Genomic DNA, 17,948 nt, shown 5'->3' on the forward strand with positions numbered 1-17,948 from the left:
CACAGCCAGTCAGCGGCGCGCGCTCACGGATGCGCCGCTGTCATCGAGGCGCTAGGACCGTGAAACGGCGCCGGTCGAGCGCCTGACGATGAGCCGCGGAGTCAGCAGCTCGTGCGGTGCGGGCCCCTCGCCGGACCAGACTTCCTCACCGATGCAATATTCGACACCGCGCGCCACGATTTCGGCTATCGGCATCTGCACGGTCGTGAGCGTCGGGACGCTAGCGGCGGCCATGGGTATGTCGTCAAACCCGACAACCGAGAGATCGTCTGGGATCCTGAGCCCTCGCTCATAGGCTGCGTGCAGAAGGCCCATCGCGATATTGTCGGTGGCCGCAAAGATCGCCGTGACATCCGGAGTTCGCTCGAGGATTCCAGCCAGCGCCTGTACGCCGCTGCCAACACTGTTCTCGACTTTGTGGATGTAGCCGGCCTCAGGGTCAACGCCCTGCGCACGCATGAATCGCGCGTACGCGGATTCGCGTTCCTGCATATCTCCCAACGAACGTACGCCGACATAGGCAATGTGACGGTGGCCGAGACTGGTGAGATGAGTCATCGCGAGCTGCACGCCAAAGTGGTTATCCACGCCAACGGTCACGAACGGCCGATCGCGCTCGGACCCGTGCCAGAGCCCGACAACGCGGGCTCGGCCGTCGCGAAGATCCGCGACCAGCCGATGTTCTGCCGTGAAGTCGCCCAGCAACACGATCGCGTCGCACTGCCGTGCCTCCAATACCGCCGTCATCGCGAGCGCCTCGTCTTCAGTGGCCCGCGCGTGGCCCAGAACCACGGAATAGCCGCGCGCCTTGCACTCGACCGAAAGCGCCTCGATGGCGCCGGCGAAGAAGGGATCGGTTATATCGCGCACGATCGCGCCGAGCAGCATTGTCGGGGCTCCGCGCAACGCACGCGCGATCGGATGTGGGCTGTAACCGAGATCGCGCGCGATCGCCTGGACGCGCTCGCGGGTCTCCGCGGAGACAGAGATCGGCGCGGGCGCATCGTTGAGGATCCTCGAGACGGTGCTCTGAGCAACCCCAGCCGCGGCGGCAACATCACTCATCGTCACCGGCCGACCTGGCAACGGCAGGCCCTGTGGCGACTTGCGGCCGTGGCGTCCAGCTTCCTTGCGCCTAGCACCAGGCATGCTCAGGCGTACCCGGTCGACGGCGCCGGACACGCTGTAGCACCTGGCTCACACAGGCGCGGGCATCCTGGAGATCGCTCTTCGAAGTGAGGAAACCGCATGCGCCGATGATGCTAGACGGTGCGCCCTCCGCGTCGAAGCGTTTGTCCGTCGGCCGACGTCCGGGCGAACGGCGTGCTCAGAACAGCTGGTTCTCCCCACCGAACACGTCGGAGACCGAGCCGTCGGTGAAGATCTGCCGGATCGAGCTGGTCAGCAGATCGGCGACCGAGAGCACCTTGATGAAGTCCGGCGCACCCGGCGGCAGGGGCACCGTATCGGTGACCACCACCTGCTCAAAGCCGCCCGCAACCAGGTTCTCAAAGGCATTTCCGGAGAACAGACCGTGCGTGGCCGCAACGTATACACGGCGGGCACCTGCTTCCCTGACCGCCTCCGCGGCGGCCCGCAGCGTGCCGGCCGTGTCGATGATGTCATCGACGATCAAAGCGGTCTTGCCGCGCACGTCGCCGATCACGTAGTTGATCTCCGCCTGCTGCTGAGCAGGACGCTCCTTGTTGAGGATCGCCAGGTCAGCGCCCATCTTGGACGCGAAGCGCTTGTTGAGCTTCACGCGCCCGGCATCCGGGGCGACCACCACCAGGTCGTCGAGCCCGAGGTCCGTGAAGTACTGGGTGAGGATGAACATCGCCGTCATGTGGTCGCACGGCTTCTGGAAGAAGCCCTGGATCTGGCCGGCATGCAGGTCCATGGTGAGAATCCGGTCGATGCCGGCGGCCTCCAGCATGTGCGCCACCAGGCGGGCGCTGATCGGCTCGCGGGGGGCTGACTTCTTGTCCTGACGCGAGTATCCGTACCAGGGCGTCACGGCGACCACGCGGTGGGCTGAGCCGCCGACGGCCGCATCCACCATCACCAGAAGCTCCATCAGCGCATCGTTGCTGCTCAAGCCTTCGCTGACGTTGCCACAGGTGGGCTGCACGATGAAGACGTCAGCGCCGCGCACCGACTCGCCGTAGCGGCAGTACACCTCGCCGTTGGCAAACGTCTTGGTGCTCACCTGTCCCAGCGTGACGTCCAGCCGATCGGCGATGCGCGCGGCCAGACCACGGTTGGCGCGACCGGAAAAGAGCATCAGGCGCTTATCCGGGTCGGCGTGCAGCTCACTGGACTCGTAGGGCATCTCGGCGACGCTCATCCTCTCTGCATGCTACGCACAGCCGCGGCCGCGAGGCTCACCCACGCTGACTTGAGCCGCCATGGCCGGTACGGGCCTGGGTGGAATCGTGCCGCGCGGGCTGCTCGCCCACCCGCTCGGCATAGTTTTCGATGTTTCGCTGCCGCTCCCGCGCAATCGCCAGCGCGCCTGCGGGCACGTCCCTGGTGATCACCGATCCGGCCCCGGTGTAGGCGTCGTCGGCGAGCACGACCGGCGCCACCAGCGTCGTGTCGACGCCGGTGCGCACGCGCGAGCCGATCACCGTGCGGTGTTTGGCGATGCCGTCATAGTTGGCGGTGATCGTGCTCGCGCCGAGGTTGGTCTCCGCGCCGATCGTCGCATCGCCGATGTAGCTGAGGTGCGGCACCTTGCTGCGCTCGCCGACCTCGGAGTTCTTGATCTCGACGAAGCTGCCGGCCTTGGCACCCGCGTGCAGCACCGTGCCGGGCCGCAGGTAGGCAAACGGCCCGACGCTCACGCGCTCGCCGATGACAGCACCCACCACGTAGCTGTGGAGCACCTGCGAGCCGGCGTCAACCGAGCAGTCAAGCAGCGTGCTGTGCGGCCCGATCACCGCGCCCTCCCCCACCGTTGTCGCGCCGTGCAGCGCGCTTCCGGGCTGGATCAGAACATCTGGAGCGAGTCTCACATCCGCGTCGATGACGGTCGTCTCAGGGCTCACGATCGTCACCCCGGCGCGCATGTGGCGCTCGATGATGCGCCGTTGCGCGACGGCCGTGGCCTGTGCCAGCTGCACGCGGTCGTTCACGTTGAAGACCTCTCCGGCGTCTGAGAGCGGGAACGCCTGCACCCGGTGGCCGGCGGCGCGCAGGATCGCGGGCAGCTGCGTCAGGTAGTACTCGCCCTGCGCATTGTCGCTCGTAAGCAGCGCCAGGGCCGGCCCCAGCGCCTCGGCACTGAAGCCGTAGATCCCGGTGTTCACCTCTCGGATGCCGAGCTCGTCGGAGCTCGCGTCGCCGGGCGTGCGGGTCTCGACGATCCGCTCCACGCCACCGTCGGCGCCGCGCACGACCCGACCCCAGCCGGCGGGCTCATCGAGGACGCTCGTGGCGATCGTCGCTGCCGCGCCTGAGCGAGCATGCGCCTGCGCGAGCGCTTCGATCGTGTCGGCGCCGAGCAGCGGCACGTCGCCGTTGATGACGACCACCGTCTCCGCATCGCCCAGCGCGCCGGCCGCAGCCCGCAGCGCACCGCCGGTGCCGTCCGGGAGCGGTTGGACGACCAGCTCGACGTCGGCGTCGAGCTGCGCCCGCAGCGGCTCACCGGGAGCGTCGACAACGACGATGCGACCGGCGCCGGCCGCACGCGCCGCTGCAAGCGCCCAACCGATCATCGTGCGCCCGCAGATCGTGTGCAGCAGCTTGGGCGTTCGTGAGCGCATCCTCGTGCCCTGGCCGGCGGCGAGGATGACGATGACGGGTTCGTTCACGAGCAGTGATGCTATTGAGTCCTCGCCGTCCGTGGCCAGAGCCGCCGCAGCCGCGACCGTGCGCGCAGCCGGGGCGCACGCCGGGCGGGCCAGCTGGGGAGTCCGGATTCGAACCGGAATCTCAAGGCACCAAAAACCTGTGTCTTGCCGTTAGACCACTCCCCATCGGCCGCCACCGAGCGTCCTCGCAGGGATGGCGCTGGGCCACTCCGCGGGGCCACTCGAGGCCGCGCGCAGACGTTACTGCACGCGGCGCTGCGGCCAAGCGCTCAGCGATGCCGCAGCGCGCGGGCGATCGGCTCTGGCAGCAGCGGGTCAGCGAGCGCCGCGCGCGCGTCAGCCGGGCGGTGGAGCGCGCGCTCGCTGCGCAACACCCCGGCTTGCAGATGCGCACGCGCCACGGCGTCGAGCACGTTCTGCAGCGCATCGCGGCCCCGCCAGGCCTGCCCAGAAAGCGCAAACAGTCCAGGCAGCGGGCGCGCGAGCGCGATCAGATAGAAGCCACCGTCAAACGCGGGGCCGAGCACGATGTCAGCGCCCGCGCGCAGGTCGCCGTGCACCGCCTGCGCGTGGTAGGGAAGCAGGCGTGGCAGGTCGGGCCACAGCACCAGCACCGGCCCAGGGCTGTGCGCGTGCACGCGAGCCACCGCGTCGGCGACACGCGCAGCGACACCCTCGCCGTTCTGGGGAAGCAGCATCACGTCACGACCGGTCAGGCGCTGGAGCTCACGACCGGCATCGGCTGGTTCGTGTGCAACGCCCAGCAGCCGTGGCGAGAGCGCCCGCGCCCAGGCGAGCGTCTGCAACAACAGCGCCGTCTGCAACGCCAGGCAGCCATCCTGGCCGATCAGCGGCTCGAGCGCCTGGCGCACCTCGCCGCGCCGAGGGGTGCGTGCCATCACGAGCACGGCCAGGTCAGCCGCCCCGGCGGGCACTCTGCCGTGATCTCGCGTGAAGCTCATCGCTGCGGGTCTGCCGGGGCGAAGCGGACGACGCTGCCGGCCGCCGCAAGCGTCCCCTGCGCCGCGGCGATCAGCGGCAGCGCTCGCATCAGCAGCTCGGCGAAGACCTCGCTCGAGCGTCCGACGAGCTCAAACAGCGTGGTGACCGGTGTCGGCTGGCCAGGCACCACGTCGTTGGCGTGGTCGGTTATGAACCCAACCAGCGCAAAGGGCAGCTCCAGTTCGCCGCTCAAGACCGTTTCGGGACCGCCCGTCTGGCTGACGGCGCAGACCCCGCAGGCCGAAAGCGCAGCGATCTCCGCGGGGGTGTTGAAGCGCGGGCCGTCGACATGGCCGTAGATCCCGCCGGTCTGGAACGAGATCTCAGCTTCCAGCGCAGCCTGGGTCAGCGCGGAGACCAGCGCCGCGCTGTAAGGGCCGCCGTGCAGCACCCAGTGGCCGCGCTGCGGATCGCCGACCTGATCAAAGTACGTGCACAGCGAGCCGTCTGGAAGGCGGTTGGAAATGAAATGCAGGTCGTCGAAGATCACCAGCGAACCGAGCTCGAGGTCCGGGTCAACCGCGCCGCACGCGGTCAGGCCAAGCACGCATTCTGCGCCGCGTTCGCGCAGTGCCCAGACGTTGGCGCGATGGTTGACGAGGTTGGACAGCCGCTCGTGACCGTTGCCATGACGCGAGAGATGAACCACGTCCACCCCGTGCAGGTTGCCCTCGGTGACCCTCACCTCCCCGTAGGGAGTTTCCACAAGGACTTCGGTGGTAGCGGACAGCCCGCGCAGCGCATAGGTGCCCGAACCCGTGATGATCCCCACACGCATCAGCGCGGCACCCTTCCACCCTCTGCGCCCGGCTCGGTGGCGGGCCCACGCGGCGCGGCGATCCCCAGCACGCGCATCGCCTTCAGACCCATCGAGAGCTTCTCGCGACCATCGGTGGACTGCACGTCAAGGCCCGTCAGCTCGCGCACTCGCTCAAACCGGTAGCGCACCGTGTGACGGTGGGTGATCAGCCGGGCAGCGGTCGCATTGACGCTGGCGTCGCACTCCAGAAAGGTCGCCAGGGTGCCAAGCAGATCGGTCTCATACTGCTCGTCGTAGGCGACCAGCGGCCGCACCGTCTCGTCGTAGAAGCGCCCGAGCTCGGCAGGGTCGCTCATATACGGCAGCAGCAGCTGATAGGTCCCCGTTGCCTCGAAGGCAAGCTCGACCTCCGGCTCCTCCGCGGCGACGTTGGCGGAGAGCAGCGCCTCGTTGGCTGCCCGCTGCAGCTCCAGCGGGTCCTCAACGCGGCGCGAACGACCGATCGCGAACTGGAAGCCTGCAAGCCCCGACTCGAGCTCCCGCAGGATCGCGGCCGACACACGCCTGCCAGCCTCCCCATCGGCGTCGGGAACCGCCACGATCACGGAGGCTGCATCACCGGCCAGCGGCGCCGCCAGCGCCCCTGGCGCCACCGACCGCGCGCCGCGGGCGGTGACCGCCAGCAGGCGCCGCCGCCAGTCGCCCTCGGTGGCCTGCCGTGGCCGCCCGCGCGCAACCAGCACCACAGCGCCGGCGGACAGGTCGGTGCCGAACTCCTTGCCCTGGGCGATCAGACTCTCGCGGTCGCCGCCCCAGCCGGCGATGACGGCGTGCATGAAATCCGTCGCCGCCTGCTCGCCGGCGCGCTCCGGCGCCCGCACGCGCTCGACCTCAGAGGCGATCAGCGTCCGCACCAGGCTGAGCATGGCGGGATCGAGCTCTGGCTCACGCGCCCGCATCCGCAGCTGCCCGACGATCGTGTCGGCGACCTTCAGGTCGAGTATCTGCACATCATCGCTGTCACGCATCAGCGAGCGTTCATCCGCCGGCGAGCGCGCGGCAACGGCCAGGATCGAGCCGGAGCGGTCGACCAGGATCAGGCTCGCATCGAGCGCCCGGCCGGCCGCCCGCAGGATCTCCGGGAGCCCAGCGCCGGCCTGCACGGCCTCGGTGATCGCCGCCAGCGCTGAGAGGTTCGGCCCACGGCTGGCGCCGGAGCTCACCGCGTCGCCATCAGCCGTGTGCGCCGACTCCATGAGCGCGTCAGAAAACGCTCGGCCACTCGAGGACCAGCAGCGCACCAGCCAGCACGCCGATCCCGACGAACGCCGCCAGCACATACCCGGATAGCACCACGACAGCAACACGCTCCCAGGCCCGCCGGTGGCTCTGCAGCGCCGGGGCGACAAACAGCATGATGAACGCGATCAGCGCGATCAGGCCACAGCCGCCGCCCACCAGATATGTGATGTTGGTGTTGCTCAATCGACGCTCGTCTCTACTCCAGCACAGGTTAACGATGCGGCGGCAAACCTGGCATCCACCGGCACCGCCGTGGTCGCAGCCGGGTGGCGTCGCTTGAGCAGGTTGGCCGCAGCACCAGCCCGCTCGGCCGCCGACGCGCCCCACCACAGGCCAACGACAGTGGGGCCCGAGCCCGACACAAACGACGCCTCGGCGCCCGTCGCGCGGACCGCTTCGAGCGCCTCCCCGCACCAGCCGCGAAGTGACACCGCGGCAGCCTGCAGATCGTTGCCCAAAAGCTCCATCGGGATGCGCGTGCGCGCAGCCAGAACCGCCGCCAGCGCCCGGTGGCGCGCTTCGAGCTCGGCGTCTGAGCGCACCAGTCCGAGCCGGTCAGCCTCGCGGAAGACCTCTGGGGTGGCCAGCGCGACCGGCGCGGGGACAACCACGTAGGCATGCTCAGGCAGTGGTTCAAAGCGCTCCACCAACTCACCCGCGCCGGCTCCGAGAGCGAGGCCCGGCAGCAGCTGCGCCGGCACGTCGGCGCCAAGTCCGGCGGCGATCTGCTCAACCTCCTCGGCGCGCCCGGGCACAAGCGCCATGGCCAGGCGCAGGGCCGCAGCGGCATCCGCCGAGCCGCCGGCCATACCTGCCGCCACCGGAACGCGCTTGGTGATCGTGAGCCTCACCGGCGGGCCATCCCAGCCGCGCGCGCGCAGTGCCGCAAGCGCCCGGGCCGCCAGGTTCTCGCCGCTGACCCCAGGACAGACGACGACGTCCTCACCGCTTTCCATGACGTCGAGCTCCACGGTGTCTGCCAGCGACAGCGACTCAAACACCGTCACCAGCCGGTGGCGGCCGTCGGCACGCACACCGCCGAGCGCCAGCCCGAGGTTCACTTTCGCGGGCGCGAGCGCACGCAGCCTCATGCGCCAAGCCTCCGCGCCAGCTCCACGAACTGCTCGGGCGCAAGCCGCTCCGCGCGCACGTCCGCGACCAAGCCCATCTGCTCAAGCTCTGCGCGGGCGTGCTCACGGATCCCCGGCCGGGCGAGGTCAAGCGACCGTGCAAGCGCCTTGCGCCGGTGGCGAAAGGCGTCCTGGACAAGCCTGCGCACCGCCGGGGTGGCCCGCTGGCCACCCCGGCGGACCAGCCCGAGCAGCACCGAGTCAACGTTGGGCACCGGCCGGAACACCTGTCGGGAGACGGGCCGCAGCACCCTGACCTCGCACTCGAGCTGAGCGAGCACGGACGGCACGCCGTAGGCCTGGCTACCGGGGGCGGCGGCGAAGCGCTCACCGACCTCACGCTGCACCATCACCACCCAGCGTTCGACGCTCTCAAGCTCGCTGATGGTGCGCAGGATCACGGTCGCCGCCACACCGTAGGGCAGGTTGGCCACGACCTTGCTCGGCGCTGGCACAAGCGCGCGCAGATCGAGATCGAGCGCGTCGGCGATGTGGATCGATACATGCTCGTGTGCGGCCAACACACCGCGCAGGTTGGCCTCCAGGCTCGCGTCGAGCTCGACGACGTGCAGGTGGCCGACGCGCTGCGCCAGCCGCTGCGAGAGCAGGCCGGGCCCGCCCCCCACCTCGAGCACCACATCGCTGTCACGCAGCTCCGCCAGCCGCTCGATCACATCGAGCAGGTTGCGGTCAACGAGGAAGTTCTGACCCAGCCTCACCAAGAGAACGCGGCCGCGGCCGCGGCCTCCACCTCCCGCTCCAACTGCGCGTATGCGATCCGGCGTTCGAGCGCGATCGCGGCGGCAGTGTGCACCACGTTGGCAGGCACGTTGCGGCTGCCGCGCAGCGGCACCGGGGTCAGGTAGGGCGCGTCGGTCTCCACCAGCAGCCGGCCCGCGGGGACCGTCAGCATCGCGGTGCGCAACGCGGCGTTTGCGGGGTAGGTGATGTTGCCGGCAAAGGAGATGAACCAGTCCGGACGCTCGAGGCACTCCTCGATGCGCTCGGGCATCGAGAAACAGTGCAGGATCACCTTCACCCCGTCGGCATGCTCGGCGAGGGTCGCCAGCGTGTCATCCGCCGCCTCGCGGGTATGGATCACGACCGGCTTTTGAAGCTCACGCGCGATCTCGATCTGTGCTCTGAAGGCGCGCTGCTGGTCGGAGTGCGGCGCGTGCTCGTGGTAGTAGTCAAGGCCGGTCTCACCGATCGCGACGCAGCGCGGGTGCCTGGCGAGCTGCGCGATCAACTCCAGGTCGGCCTCCTGGCAGCCGGCGGCCTCGTTGGGGTGAAGGCCGCAGGCGGCGTAGACCTCCGGGTGGCGTTCCGCGGCCGCGAGCGCGAGCCGGCAGCTCTCTGCATCGGTCCCGACCGTGACGATGCGGCTCACGCCGACGGCGGCCGCGGCCGCGACGAGCTCGGCCTCGGGCTGCTGGCAGCTTGCGAGGTGCGTGTGACTATCGATCACGCTTCGGGAACAGTGGCGGGATCGGCTCGATCGGCACCGCCTCAAGCGCTGAGCGCACGAGCGCACAGGTGGCGGGCATGTAGGGGGCAAGCTCCGCCGTGACCACGTCCAGTCCGTGATGCAGGGTCACCAGTGCCGTGTCCAGCTCACCCGACCGATCAGCGTCGCGCGCTAGCTCCCAGGGCTTGCGCTCCTCGACGTAGCGGTTGAGCCGGCGCACGCGCTGCCAGATCAGCTCCAGTGCGCCGCTCAGATCAACGGCGTCGAAGGCGGCTGCCACCTCGCCTGCAAGGCTCGCAAGCTCTGGATCGAGCGTGGCGTCGTGGCCGGCCTCGGGCAGCGCGCCGTCGCGGTAGCGGGCGATCATCGCGAGCGTACGCGACACGAGGTTGCCGTACTCGTTGGCCAGCTCGGAGTCGTAGCGCACCGCGACCGCCTCCATGCCGACGTTGCCGTCGGCGCCGAAGGTCACGTCGCGGAAGAGGTAGAAGCGCAGCGCATCGACACCGAAGCGCTCAAGCACCTCGAACGGATCGAGCCCGTTGCCCAGCGACTTTGACATCTTGCGGCCGTCTGAGCCCTGCAGAAACCCGTGCACGAAGACGTGCTCGGGGATCTCGAGGTCCGCTGCCCAGAGCATCGCCGGCCAGTAGATCGTGTGGAACTTGAGGATCTCCTTGCCGACCAGGTGCAGCTGCGCGGGCCAGTAGCGTGCGGTCAGGTCCTCACCCGGGCGAGCGTAGCCAAGCGCGGTGTAGTAGTTCAAAAGCGCGTCGAACCACACGTAGAAGACATGGCCCGGATCCCAGGGGACCTCCACCCCCCACTGAAGGCGCGCGCGGGAGAGCGAGATGTCCTGCAGCCCCTGGGCGATGAACGCCTGCGCCTCGTTGCGGGCGCGCGTCGGGCGTACGAAGTCCGGCTGCTCGGCGAACAGCCGCTCGAGCCGCTCCTGAAACGCGGACAGGCGGAAGAACCAGTTCTCCTCACGTTCGCGCGTGAGCTCGATCTCATGGATCGGGCAGCGGTTGCCGGGGCCGATCTCGGCCTCGGTCTTGAAGTCGGCGCAGCGCGGGCAGTACCAGCCTTCGTAGATGCCCTTGTAGACGTGACCGTTGTCGTGGACGCGCTGGAGCACCTGCTGCACGCGCCGCTTGTGCTCAGGGTCGGTGGTGCGTATGAAGAAGTCGGGCTCAACTCCGATCGCCGGCAGCAGCGCCTTGAATTTGGCTGCGTTCAGGTCCGCCCACGCACGCGGCTCAAGACCCTGGGCGCGGGCCGCGTCGGCGACCGGCTCGCCGTGCTCGTCGGTCCCGGTGAGAAAGAACGTGTCGTCGCCGCGGCGCCGGTGGTGGCGGGCCAGGACGTCAGCGGCGATCGAGGTGTAGGCGTGGCCCAGGTGTGGCTGCGCGTTGACGTAGTAGATCGGGGTGGTGACGTAGAACGTCATGGCCCGGACTCTAGGCGGTCAGCGCCCGGTACAGCGCGTTGGCGCTGGTGCCGGTGAGCTCTGAGACGACGGCGGTCGCGGTCCGTGGCTTGGCGCCTGCGGCCACCAGCCGTCGTACGGCCAAAAGCGCGCGCTCGCTGTCAGCCTCGCTGGTCGCGGGGCCCGGCCCGACGACAAGCACCACCTCGCCGCGCGGCGGCTGCTGCGAGTAGCGGGCGGCCAGCTCGGCCGCGCTGCCACGCACGACCTCCTCGTGGATCTTGGTGAGCTCGCGACAGACGGCCACCGGTCGCTGCGGGTCGATCTCGGCCAACACGGCGAGCGTCGCCGCGACTCGACGCGGGGATTCGAACGCCACCAGCGTCTCGCTGCCGGCAAAGGCGCTGGCAAGCTCCGCCCGCTTGCGTGGCAAAAAGCCGGCGAAGCGCCAGTGGTCTGCCGGCAGTGCGCTTGCGACCAGCGCCGCCAGCGCCGCCGACGGTCCCGGCAGCACCTCCACCGCAAGCCCCGCGGCGACGCAGCCGCGGACCAGCACGAAACCCGGGTCTGAGACCAGCGGCATGCCGGCGTCGGAGACCAGCGCGACGACCTCACCGGCGCGCATCCGCTTGACCAGCTCGGCGGTCCGTGCACGCTCGTTCTGGTCGTGGTAGCTGAGCAGCCTGGCCGACACGCCGTAGCTCTTCAGCAGCGACCCGGTGCGACGCGTGTCCTCGCAGGCGATCACGTCCGCCTCGCGCAGCGCGGCCAGCACCCGCAGCGTGATGTCCTCAAGGTTGCCGATCGGTGTCGGGCAGACGATCAGCCGACCGGGTGGCTTCACAGCCGCACCTCTCTGGCCGCCAGCCCGTCGAGCGCCAGCACCGCGGCCCCGACCATGCCGGCCTCATGCGCGAAGGCGGCGGCCTCAACGCGCACGAGCTTGCATAGCGGCGGCAGCGCGCGCCGGGCGAGCTCAGCGCGAGCGGGCTCAAGCAGCATCTCGCCGGCCCCCATGACGCCGCCGCCGACCACCACCAGCTGCGGGTTGAAGATGTTGACGATGTTGGCGATCGCCACGCCCACGCGCACACCGATCAGCTCGATCACCCCACGCGCCGCCCGGTCACCGTCGTAGGCTAGCTCGGTGACCAGCGGGCCGTCCAGCTCTCGCCCGTCGCGCAGCGCCCGGCCAAGCGCGGTGTCCGGCGCGGCGGCGGCCGCCGCACGCGCTTCGCGCGCGAGCGCGGTGCCGGAGGCAAGCGACTCGAAGCAGCCATGGTTGGGACAGTTGCCCTGGCAAGGGGGACCGTTCAGGTCTATGACCATGTGCCCAAGCTCGGCACCGGCGCCGATCGCGCCGCGGTAGAGCTCGCCACCGAGAATCAGACCACTGGAGATCCCGGAACCGAGGCCGATCAGGACCATGTGATCGCTGCCAACCCCGGCGCCCGCGCGGTGCTCGGCCAGGGCCGCGAGGTTACCGTCGTTGTCGACAAAGACGGGCAGGCCAAGGCGCTCGGACATCAGCGCGCCAAAGCGGACATCCTTGAGTGGCAGGTTGACGGCCATCAGCGAGGCAGCGCTACGCCTGTCGATCAGGGACGGGATCCCGAACCCGACCGCAGCAACCTCGCGTGGCGCCGTACTGACCAGCTCCGCCACCGCGCCCGCGACGGTGTCAAGCAGCGCCGCTGTGTCCTGGCCGCGCATCGAACGTTGCAGGCGCTTGATGATCCTCAGGCGATCATCCACCAGACCGGCGGCCAGCTTGCTGCCGCCGATGTCAACGCCTATCACCAGTTGCTCAGTCGCCACTCCGCCACTATAAGCAGCGTAATTCCCGAAGCGAATGCCGACCGTGCGATGACCAACCCGCGTGACCCCGACGACCAACGTGACCCACGGCCCACCTACACCGTGTACCGCGCGCGTGGGCGCAGCCTGCTCGCGCGGCTGCGTGGCGAAACCGATCCCGAGCTCGGTGCGCGCGCGGCTGAGCGTTCGCGCCGCCAGCCACCCCGCGACCCCCCACCCGGCGAGCGCCCCAGCCGTCGGCGTCGGCGCGAGTCGGGGCCTGGGCAGGCCGCTGGGCCCACGCGACCGCGCGGCCTGCGCCGGATCCCGGGCCTGCGCCCGTCTCGTCGCCCGCGGCTACACCCCATCCGCCTGCTGCGTTACCTCGTCAGCTTCTGTGTGCTGTGGGTGGTGCTCTCAGCCGTGCTGTTCTTGGTCAGCGCCTCAGGCGACCCGGGCAGCCTGCCGGGAGGCAGGGCGACCAGGGCGGCGCTGACCAGCGCCGGGCCGATGCTTGTCACCCCAAACAACATTCTTGTCGTCGGGCTGGATGTGCGCCCACGGACCGGTTACAGCTCACGCGAGCCGGGCTCCAACTACAACGAGCGCTACGCCAACACCGACACGCTCATGATCTGGCGGGTGGGTGGCGGCGTTTCGCGCAAGCTCTCGGTGCCGCGTGACACGCTGGTGAACATCCCCGGCTGTGGCATGCAGAAGATCAACGCCGCCTGGTCCTGTGGCGGGCCGCAGGAGACGATCCGGATCGTCGAGCACCTGACCGGCGTGCGCATCAACCACATGATCGTGATCGACTTCGGGAACTTCGTGAAGTTCATCTCGGACATCGGAGGCGTCACGGTGCGCACGCCGCACATGTGCGCGACGATCTCCGGCGGCACCGCCAACGGCGGCTACACGCTCAACCTGAGCGCCGGGGTGCACCACCTGACCGCGGATCAGGCGATGACGCTCGCGCGCGTGCGCCACATGCCCTGTGACCCCGCCTACACCGACTTCAACCGCGAGGAGATGCAGCAGGTGATCATGAACGCGGTCAAGCGCCAGATGTTCTCGCTGCACGCCTTCATCCATCTGCCCTGGGCCGCCTGGGATGCGCCCAAGGCGCTGCAGACCGACATGGGCCCACTCGACCTGATGCAGTTGTTTGCGGCCGCGGAGATGGGCGGCTCGTCAAAGCCACAGATCCTCGGCGGCTCGTTTGGCACCTACAACGGCGCCGACGTGGTGATCACCAACCGCGCGGTTGACGCGGCGAAGGTCCGCCAGCTGCTCACCGGCCGCTGACGGGTGCCGACGGCAGCGCTCGCCGCGCGCACAGGAAGCCAAGCGCTCAGCGCAGGAACGCCCGTGCTGGGCGGCTGCCGCGGCCAAGAGCGTTGACCGCGGTGACGACCACGGCCACCGGTCCCCTGCCCGGGATCCCACGACCGACGACCAGCAGCGCGCGGCGCGTGAAGAACATGCGGTGGCTGCCGAGCGCGATCACCACGACGCGGTACCCGCGCGTGGCTCCCCGCACGGGACGCCAGCGCACAAACGCCCTGATGCCACGCCGCCGCAGCGTGAGATGCGTCGGCCGTGCCGGGGCCGGGATCATCTGACCACGGAACCTGCCGATCTGGAAGACGTGGCTGAGGCGCCCGTACTCGTAGGTCAGCACCTGCACGACACGCTCCCCCGCCAGACCGGGCCGCGGGAGGTAGGTGAACGAGCCGCGTGAGCGACTGGTGCGCAGCAGCTGACGGCTGCCGCCGGCGCCGATTTCCTGAACGACCAGCGTCTGGTGCGGCAGCGGCCGGGCGCTGAAGAAGACATGCATGCGCCCGTGACGCTCGCGCCGCAACCGTCCCAGGACCCGCGGCGGACGCTCGCCGTGGGCGACCGCGAGCACCTTGATCGGCACCGATCCCCGCTCAGGGACCACTCGGTAGACGCCCGCTCGCGGCCGCGCGATCTCAACGTAGGTCGTGTCGCGGGCCGGGTCGGGGATCACCAGGTGTCCGCGGGCGAGCGCGCCCTTGATCCCGTTTGTGTGGATTCGCAGGCCACCAGGGCCGAAGACGTTCACGTAGGGTGCGCCGCCCACGCCACGCACACGCATGACCGCGAACGGCAAGCCCGGTGGCAACAGCACCCTGCCACGCGCACCGCCGGAGGCGGCGAGCGTGAGGTTGGCCACGTAGTTGCCGACGTTGCAGCCGCCCGTCAGGTACAGCTGCAGGTTCTTGCCGATGTCGCTGAGTGAGCTCAGTGACGTGGGCCAGTAGAACCCGAGGCCAACTGAGTTGTTGAGCACGCTGGCGCAGAATGCGCCGCCGGTACTGGAGATGAGCGTGTGGACGGTCAGGCCGCCGTTGAACACATTGCAGAGCTGGAAGGTGATGTAGCCCTTGCCCAGCAGGTTGAAGCCACCGGCAGTCGCGTCGCCAGCGATGTTGATCCCGGAGTCGACGCCTATGCTGCCGCCGAAGCTGCCGCAGCTCCAGTCGATCGGCTGGCCGATCTGGGCGGTGAAGGCGACCAGCGGCGCCTTGGGCAGGTCGTAGACCTCGAGGTTGGCGGACGCCAGGTTGAGGATGCCGAACAGGCTGAGCTGGCCATTGAGCCCGAGCGTAAACGGGACGTAGACCACCGTGTTGTTGGCTATGCCCGGCAGCCCGGTCAGCGTCTGGTCTTGGTTGAATCCCATATAGAAGCCGGTGTTGAAGCCGAACAGCTGCACGCCGTCCTCGGTCGGACCGACTGAGCCTCCGAGCGAGCCCTCGATCGTCACCGGGTTGAAGATCGTGTTGAAGCTGATCGAGGTGATGAAGACGGTCTCGCCGAGCGGAACGCCGTTCGGGATCGTGAGCGAGCCGCCGATCCCGTTCAGCTGTCCGTTCTCGATCACCAGCGTCGCCGAGAAGCCCGCGCCCTGCAGCCCGCTTGAGTTGATGTAGGGGATCTGCAGGTTGACGGTACCGGTCCACTCGTTCGTGCTCGCGCTGTAGCTGAGCTGCGCGCCGGGCAGCGTCAGCGCGCCGATCGTCGAGTTGCCGAGCTGCGCCGTGACCGAGCTCAGCGAGCCATCCTGGTTGACACTCACGGTCGCCTGGGCGGTGATGCCACTGAACACGATCGGCATGCCCAGCGCGTTGATCGTCACGGTCGCGCCGCCGCTGGCCGCGGCGGCGACGCTGGTGGTGCCGCCGATCGTCAATGAGAACAGCTTTGCGCCGCTGGTGACCTGCGGCAGGTCAAAGGTCGAGGTGCCGCCGCTGGTGGTGAAGCTGACGTTGCTGAGCGCGGCGCTGCTGGTGTTGTAGAGGGTCGCGGTGCCGAGGTCGATCGTGTAGCCCGTGGAGATCGACAGCTGGCTGCTCGTGGGGTCGATCGTGACCGTCGCGCCGCTGCCGCCGTCGAAGGTGAGCCCATTGATCACGGCGGTGCCGTAGACCGTCCAGGGCCCGCTGCCGCTCACACAGCCGTTGACGTCAAAGCCGGTCGATCCGAGCGACTGGTTGGTGTAGGCGGTCTGGCCGCTCGAGCAGCCGAACGGCAGCGTCGTGAACGCCGTCGGCAGCCCGTAGACGTAGCTGCCGGTGGTGGTGTCGTGGGCCACCACCTGGTAGTAGTAGGTGGTGCTGGCCGTGAGCCCCGACAGCGCGAAGCTCACGTTCTGGTTGACGTCCGCGCCGACAGTGCCGCCAGACACGGAGCTCGCGTTGGAATCAAGCGCGCCCGCGCTGCTGGTCGCGTCAGAGGCCGAGTACAGCCACGAGTACGTGTAGCCGTCGTTGCCAGCGGCCACGTCGGCATTGATCTGGGCGCTGCTCGCGGTGATCGAGGTGGCGGCCTGGTCGGTGACGTAGCCACCGGTGCGGAAGCTCTCAATCGGTCCGGCGAACGTCACCGGGGGTTGGTTTCCCGATACCCCTTCGGTGATCGCGTCGAGGCGATAGTAGATCGTCGTGCCCGACGGCAGGTTGCCCACCGCCGCGCTGACCGCGATCGGCGCAGACGGCGTGCTCGAGCTCGAGGGGCACTGCGCGAACGGCGGGGTTGCGTTATAGAGGCCCTGCGCCGTGGTCGAGCTGGAGGCGCTGAGCTGCGAGTCTGTCGAGTAGACGAACTGGTACTCCACGTCGTTGCAGGTATCGCCGTTGAGCTGCAGCGAGCCGTTGAGCACCGCGCCCGCGCCGGTGATCTGGGTCGCAGCGGAGGTTGTGGTGCCGATGCTCTGGGTGGTGAACTCCGGGCAGCCGACCAGCGAGTAGGGGTAGTGGTTCGTGTAGCACGGGTCGATGGCGCTCCAGTAGGCGCCGGTCGCGCTGTTCCGGGCGCAAAACGTCGCGCCGCCCGAGGTCGTGGTGGCCGCACACACGACCGCCGCGTAGTTCAACGACTCACCCGGTCCGAAGAAGAAGTCATTGACGGTCACCGAGTAGCTGCTGCCGCAGGGCTGAGCTGGATACTGGTTCAGCAGGTATGGGATATCGCCAGTTGAGAGCTCGCCGACCACGAACGAGCAGTAGTAGCCGCTGTCCCCCGTCGAGGTGCCGTTGAGCGTCGCCTGCACGGCGGTGACGCCGGTGGCCGCCTGCGTCGTCGGCGACGGCGGCGTTTGGGCAAGCGCCGCAGGAGCCATGAACGCAAGCCAAGCCAGAGCAGCAATCAGCAGCGACAACGGCAACCGCCACCTGCGCACAGCACTCCCTACCCGAACCTCCGCCACAACCCGCCTTATACCACACACGGCGGCGATGTTCAAACGCACAACCGGTCATACGGCAGGGCGCGGGCGCTCACGTCGCGTTAAGACGCGCCCGCGGCGCCGCCGCGGGCGCGCTCAGGCTGCCGCGGCCTTGCCGTCTGAGGAGGATGCCTTGGCGGAGTCGGTCTTTGCGGCGGAGTCGGTCTTGGCGCCATCGGTCTTGGCGCCGTCGGTGCTCGCCGCCGACCCCTCGCCGCTCTCCTTGCCATCGCGTGGGCGACGGCGGGTGCCGTAGTCGGTGTTGTGAAAGCCCGAGCCCTTGAAGTGCACCGCCACCGGGTGGAGCACCTTCTTGACCGGCGCACCGCAGATCTGGCAGGTGCGCAGCGGCTCGTCGCTGAAGCTCTGCATCACGTCAAAGACGTGGCCCTTATCGCACTTGTATTCGTAGATCGGCATCGCTCTCAAACTATAGCTTCGTGGTCGGACATCATTTTGGCACTCTAGGGCTGCGAGTGCCAACGC

At 69.0% G+C, this 17,948-nt stretch carries 16 protein-coding genes, 1 tRNA gene and 1 pseudogene; 1 reads left to right on the forward strand and 17 read right to left on the reverse strand.

Translation table 11 applies throughout. From position 1 onward, the window contains the following. Positions 1-51 precede the first annotated feature (51 nt). The 15 genes and pseudogenes from M3M54_RS06705 to M3M54_RS06770 all read right to left on the reverse strand — a co-directional run bounded on the left by M3M54_RS06705 (position 52) and on the right by M3M54_RS06770 (position 12,727). Positions 52-888 (reverse strand): LacI family DNA-binding transcriptional regulator, encoded by an 837-nt coding sequence (locus M3M54_RS06705; RefSeq protein WP_249021407.1) that lies wholly within the window; start codon positions 886-888, stop codon positions 52-54. Positions 889-936: 48 nt separating this feature from the next. Beyond that, positions 937-1,149, reverse strand: a pseudogene (locus tag M3M54_RS16900) (LacI family DNA-binding transcriptional regulator); the annotation flags it as partial. Between the two features lie 178 nt (positions 1,150-1,327). Continuing rightward, positions 1,328-2,284, reverse strand: coding sequence for a ribose-phosphate diphosphokinase (locus M3M54_RS06710; RefSeq protein WP_371878651.1), 957 nt, complete (start codon positions 2,282-2,284; stop codon positions 1,328-1,330). A gap of 100 nt (positions 2,285-2,384) precedes the next feature. Beyond that, positions 2,385-3,818, reverse strand: a complete 1,434-nt coding sequence (gene glmU, locus M3M54_RS06715; RefSeq protein ID WP_249021409.1) for a bifunctional UDP-N-acetylglucosamine diphosphorylase/glucosamine-1-phosphate N-acetyltransferase GlmU — start codon at positions 3,816-3,818, stop codon at positions 2,385-2,387. A gap of 93 nt (positions 3,819-3,911) precedes the next feature. Then, a tRNA-Gln gene (locus tag M3M54_RS06720) sits at positions 3,912-3,983 on the reverse strand. A 104-nt stretch (positions 3,984-4,087) separates the two neighbouring features. Then, positions 4,088-4,780: a DUF2064 domain-containing protein gene (locus M3M54_RS06725; RefSeq protein WP_249021410.1), complete on the reverse strand. Its 693-nt coding sequence runs from the start codon at positions 4,778-4,780 to the stop codon at positions 4,088-4,090. Next, entirely contained in the window at positions 4,777-5,598 is an 822-nt protein-coding gene (locus M3M54_RS06730) for an MTAP family purine nucleoside phosphorylase (RefSeq protein ID WP_249021411.1), read from the reverse strand. The genes M3M54_RS06725 and M3M54_RS06730 overlap by 4 nt, the downstream gene beginning before the upstream one ends. Continuing rightward, positions 5,598-6,836: a CdaR family transcriptional regulator gene (locus M3M54_RS06735; protein ID WP_249021412.1), complete on the reverse strand. Its 1,239-nt coding sequence runs from the start codon at positions 6,834-6,836 to the stop codon at positions 5,598-5,600. The genes M3M54_RS06730 and M3M54_RS06735 overlap by 1 nt, the downstream gene beginning before the upstream one ends. A gap of 7 nt (positions 6,837-6,843) precedes the next feature. Continuing rightward, positions 6,844-7,065 (reverse strand): hypothetical protein, encoded by a 222-nt coding sequence (locus M3M54_RS06740; protein WP_249021413.1) that lies wholly within the window; start codon positions 7,063-7,065, stop codon positions 6,844-6,846. After that, on the reverse strand, positions 7,062-7,973 hold the full coding sequence (locus M3M54_RS06745; protein WP_249021414.1) for a 4-(cytidine 5'-diphospho)-2-C-methyl-D-erythritol kinase: 912 nt from the start codon (positions 7,971-7,973) through the stop codon (positions 7,062-7,064). Before M3M54_RS06745 ends, M3M54_RS06740 begins: the two co-directional genes overlap by 4 nt. Then, the gene (rsmA, locus tag M3M54_RS06750) at positions 7,970-8,731 is read right to left on the reverse strand and encodes a 16S rRNA (adenine(1518)-N(6)/adenine(1519)-N(6))-dimethyltransferase RsmA (protein ID WP_249021415.1); all 762 of its coding nucleotides are present in this window, start codon (positions 8,729-8,731) and stop codon (positions 7,970-7,972) included. The genes M3M54_RS06745 and rsmA overlap by 4 nt, the downstream gene beginning before the upstream one ends. Further along, positions 8,728-9,480 (reverse strand): TatD family hydrolase, encoded by a 753-nt coding sequence (locus M3M54_RS06755; protein WP_249021416.1) that lies wholly within the window; start codon positions 9,478-9,480, stop codon positions 8,728-8,730. The genes rsmA and M3M54_RS06755 overlap by 4 nt, the downstream gene beginning before the upstream one ends. Continuing rightward, on the reverse strand, positions 9,470-10,930 hold the full coding sequence (locus M3M54_RS06760) for a class I tRNA ligase family protein (RefSeq protein ID WP_249021417.1): 1,461 nt from the start codon (positions 10,928-10,930) through the stop codon (positions 9,470-9,472). The genes M3M54_RS06755 and M3M54_RS06760 overlap by 11 nt, the downstream gene beginning before the upstream one ends. A 10-nt stretch (positions 10,931-10,940) precedes the next feature. Then, positions 10,941-11,753: a 16S rRNA (cytidine(1402)-2'-O)-methyltransferase gene (rsmI, locus tag M3M54_RS06765; RefSeq protein ID WP_249021418.1), complete on the reverse strand. Its 813-nt coding sequence runs from the start codon at positions 11,751-11,753 to the stop codon at positions 10,941-10,943. Beyond that, entirely contained in the window at positions 11,750-12,727 is a 978-nt protein-coding gene (locus M3M54_RS06770) for an ROK family protein (RefSeq protein WP_249021419.1), read from the reverse strand. The genes rsmI and M3M54_RS06770 overlap by 4 nt, the downstream gene beginning before the upstream one ends. Before the next feature lie 48 nt (positions 12,728-12,775). On the opposite strand from M3M54_RS06770, the gene M3M54_RS06775 reads away from it, so the two are divergent. Next, positions 12,776-14,014 (forward strand): LCP family protein, encoded by a 1,239-nt coding sequence (locus M3M54_RS06775; protein WP_249021420.1) that lies wholly within the window; start codon positions 12,776-12,778, stop codon positions 14,012-14,014. 46 nt (positions 14,015-14,060) lie between these two features. On the opposite strand, the gene M3M54_RS06780 is transcribed toward M3M54_RS06775, so the two are convergent. Continuing rightward, the gene (locus M3M54_RS06780) at positions 14,061-17,396 is read right to left on the reverse strand and encodes a hypothetical protein (RefSeq protein WP_249021421.1); all 3,336 of its coding nucleotides are present in this window, start codon (positions 17,394-17,396) and stop codon (positions 14,061-14,063) included. 162 nt (positions 17,397-17,558) lie between these two features. Beyond that, positions 17,559-17,882, reverse strand: coding sequence for an FmdB family zinc ribbon protein (locus M3M54_RS06785; protein WP_249021422.1), 324 nt, complete (start codon positions 17,880-17,882; stop codon positions 17,559-17,561). Positions 17,883-17,948 lie beyond the last annotated feature (66 nt).

The sequence above is a fragment of the Conexibacter sp. S30A1 genome (assembly GCF_023330665.1).
Taxonomy (GTDB): Bacteria; Actinomycetota; Thermoleophilia; order Solirubrobacterales; family Solirubrobacteraceae; genus Palsa-465.

Coding starts and splice junctions, on each gene's coding strand:
- M3M54_RS06775 (WP_249021420.1), top strand. CDS start 12,776: ATGACCAACCCGCGTGACCCCGACGACCAACGTGACCCACGGCCCACC.
- M3M54_RS06730 (WP_249021411.1), bottom strand. CDS start 5,598: ATGCGTGTGGGGATCATCACGGGTTCGGGCACCTATGCGCTGCGCGGG.
- M3M54_RS06735 (WP_249021412.1), bottom strand. CDS start 6,836: ATGGAGTCGGCGCACACGGCTGATGGCGACGCGGTGAGCTCCGGCGCC.
- M3M54_RS06745 (WP_249021414.1), bottom strand. CDS start 7,973: ATGAGGCTGCGTGCGCTCGCGCCCGCGAAAGTGAACCTCGGGCTGGCG.
- M3M54_RS06725 (WP_249021410.1), bottom strand. CDS start 4,780: ATGAGCTTCACGCGAGATCACGGCAGAGTGCCCGCCGGGGCGGCTGAC.
- M3M54_RS06705 (WP_249021407.1), bottom strand. CDS start 888: ATGCTGCTCGGCGCGATCGTGCGCGATATAACCGATCCCTTCTTCGCC.
- M3M54_RS06785 (WP_249021422.1), bottom strand. CDS start 17,882: ATGCCGATCTACGAATACAAGTGCGATAAGGGCCACGTCTTTGACGTG.
- M3M54_RS06710 (WP_371878651.1), bottom strand. CDS start 2,284: ATGCTCTTTTCCGGTCGCGCCAACCGTGGTCTGGCCGCGCGCATCGCC.
- M3M54_RS06760 (WP_249021417.1), bottom strand. CDS start 10,930: ATGACGTTCTACGTCACCACCCCGATCTACTACGTCAACGCGCAGCCA.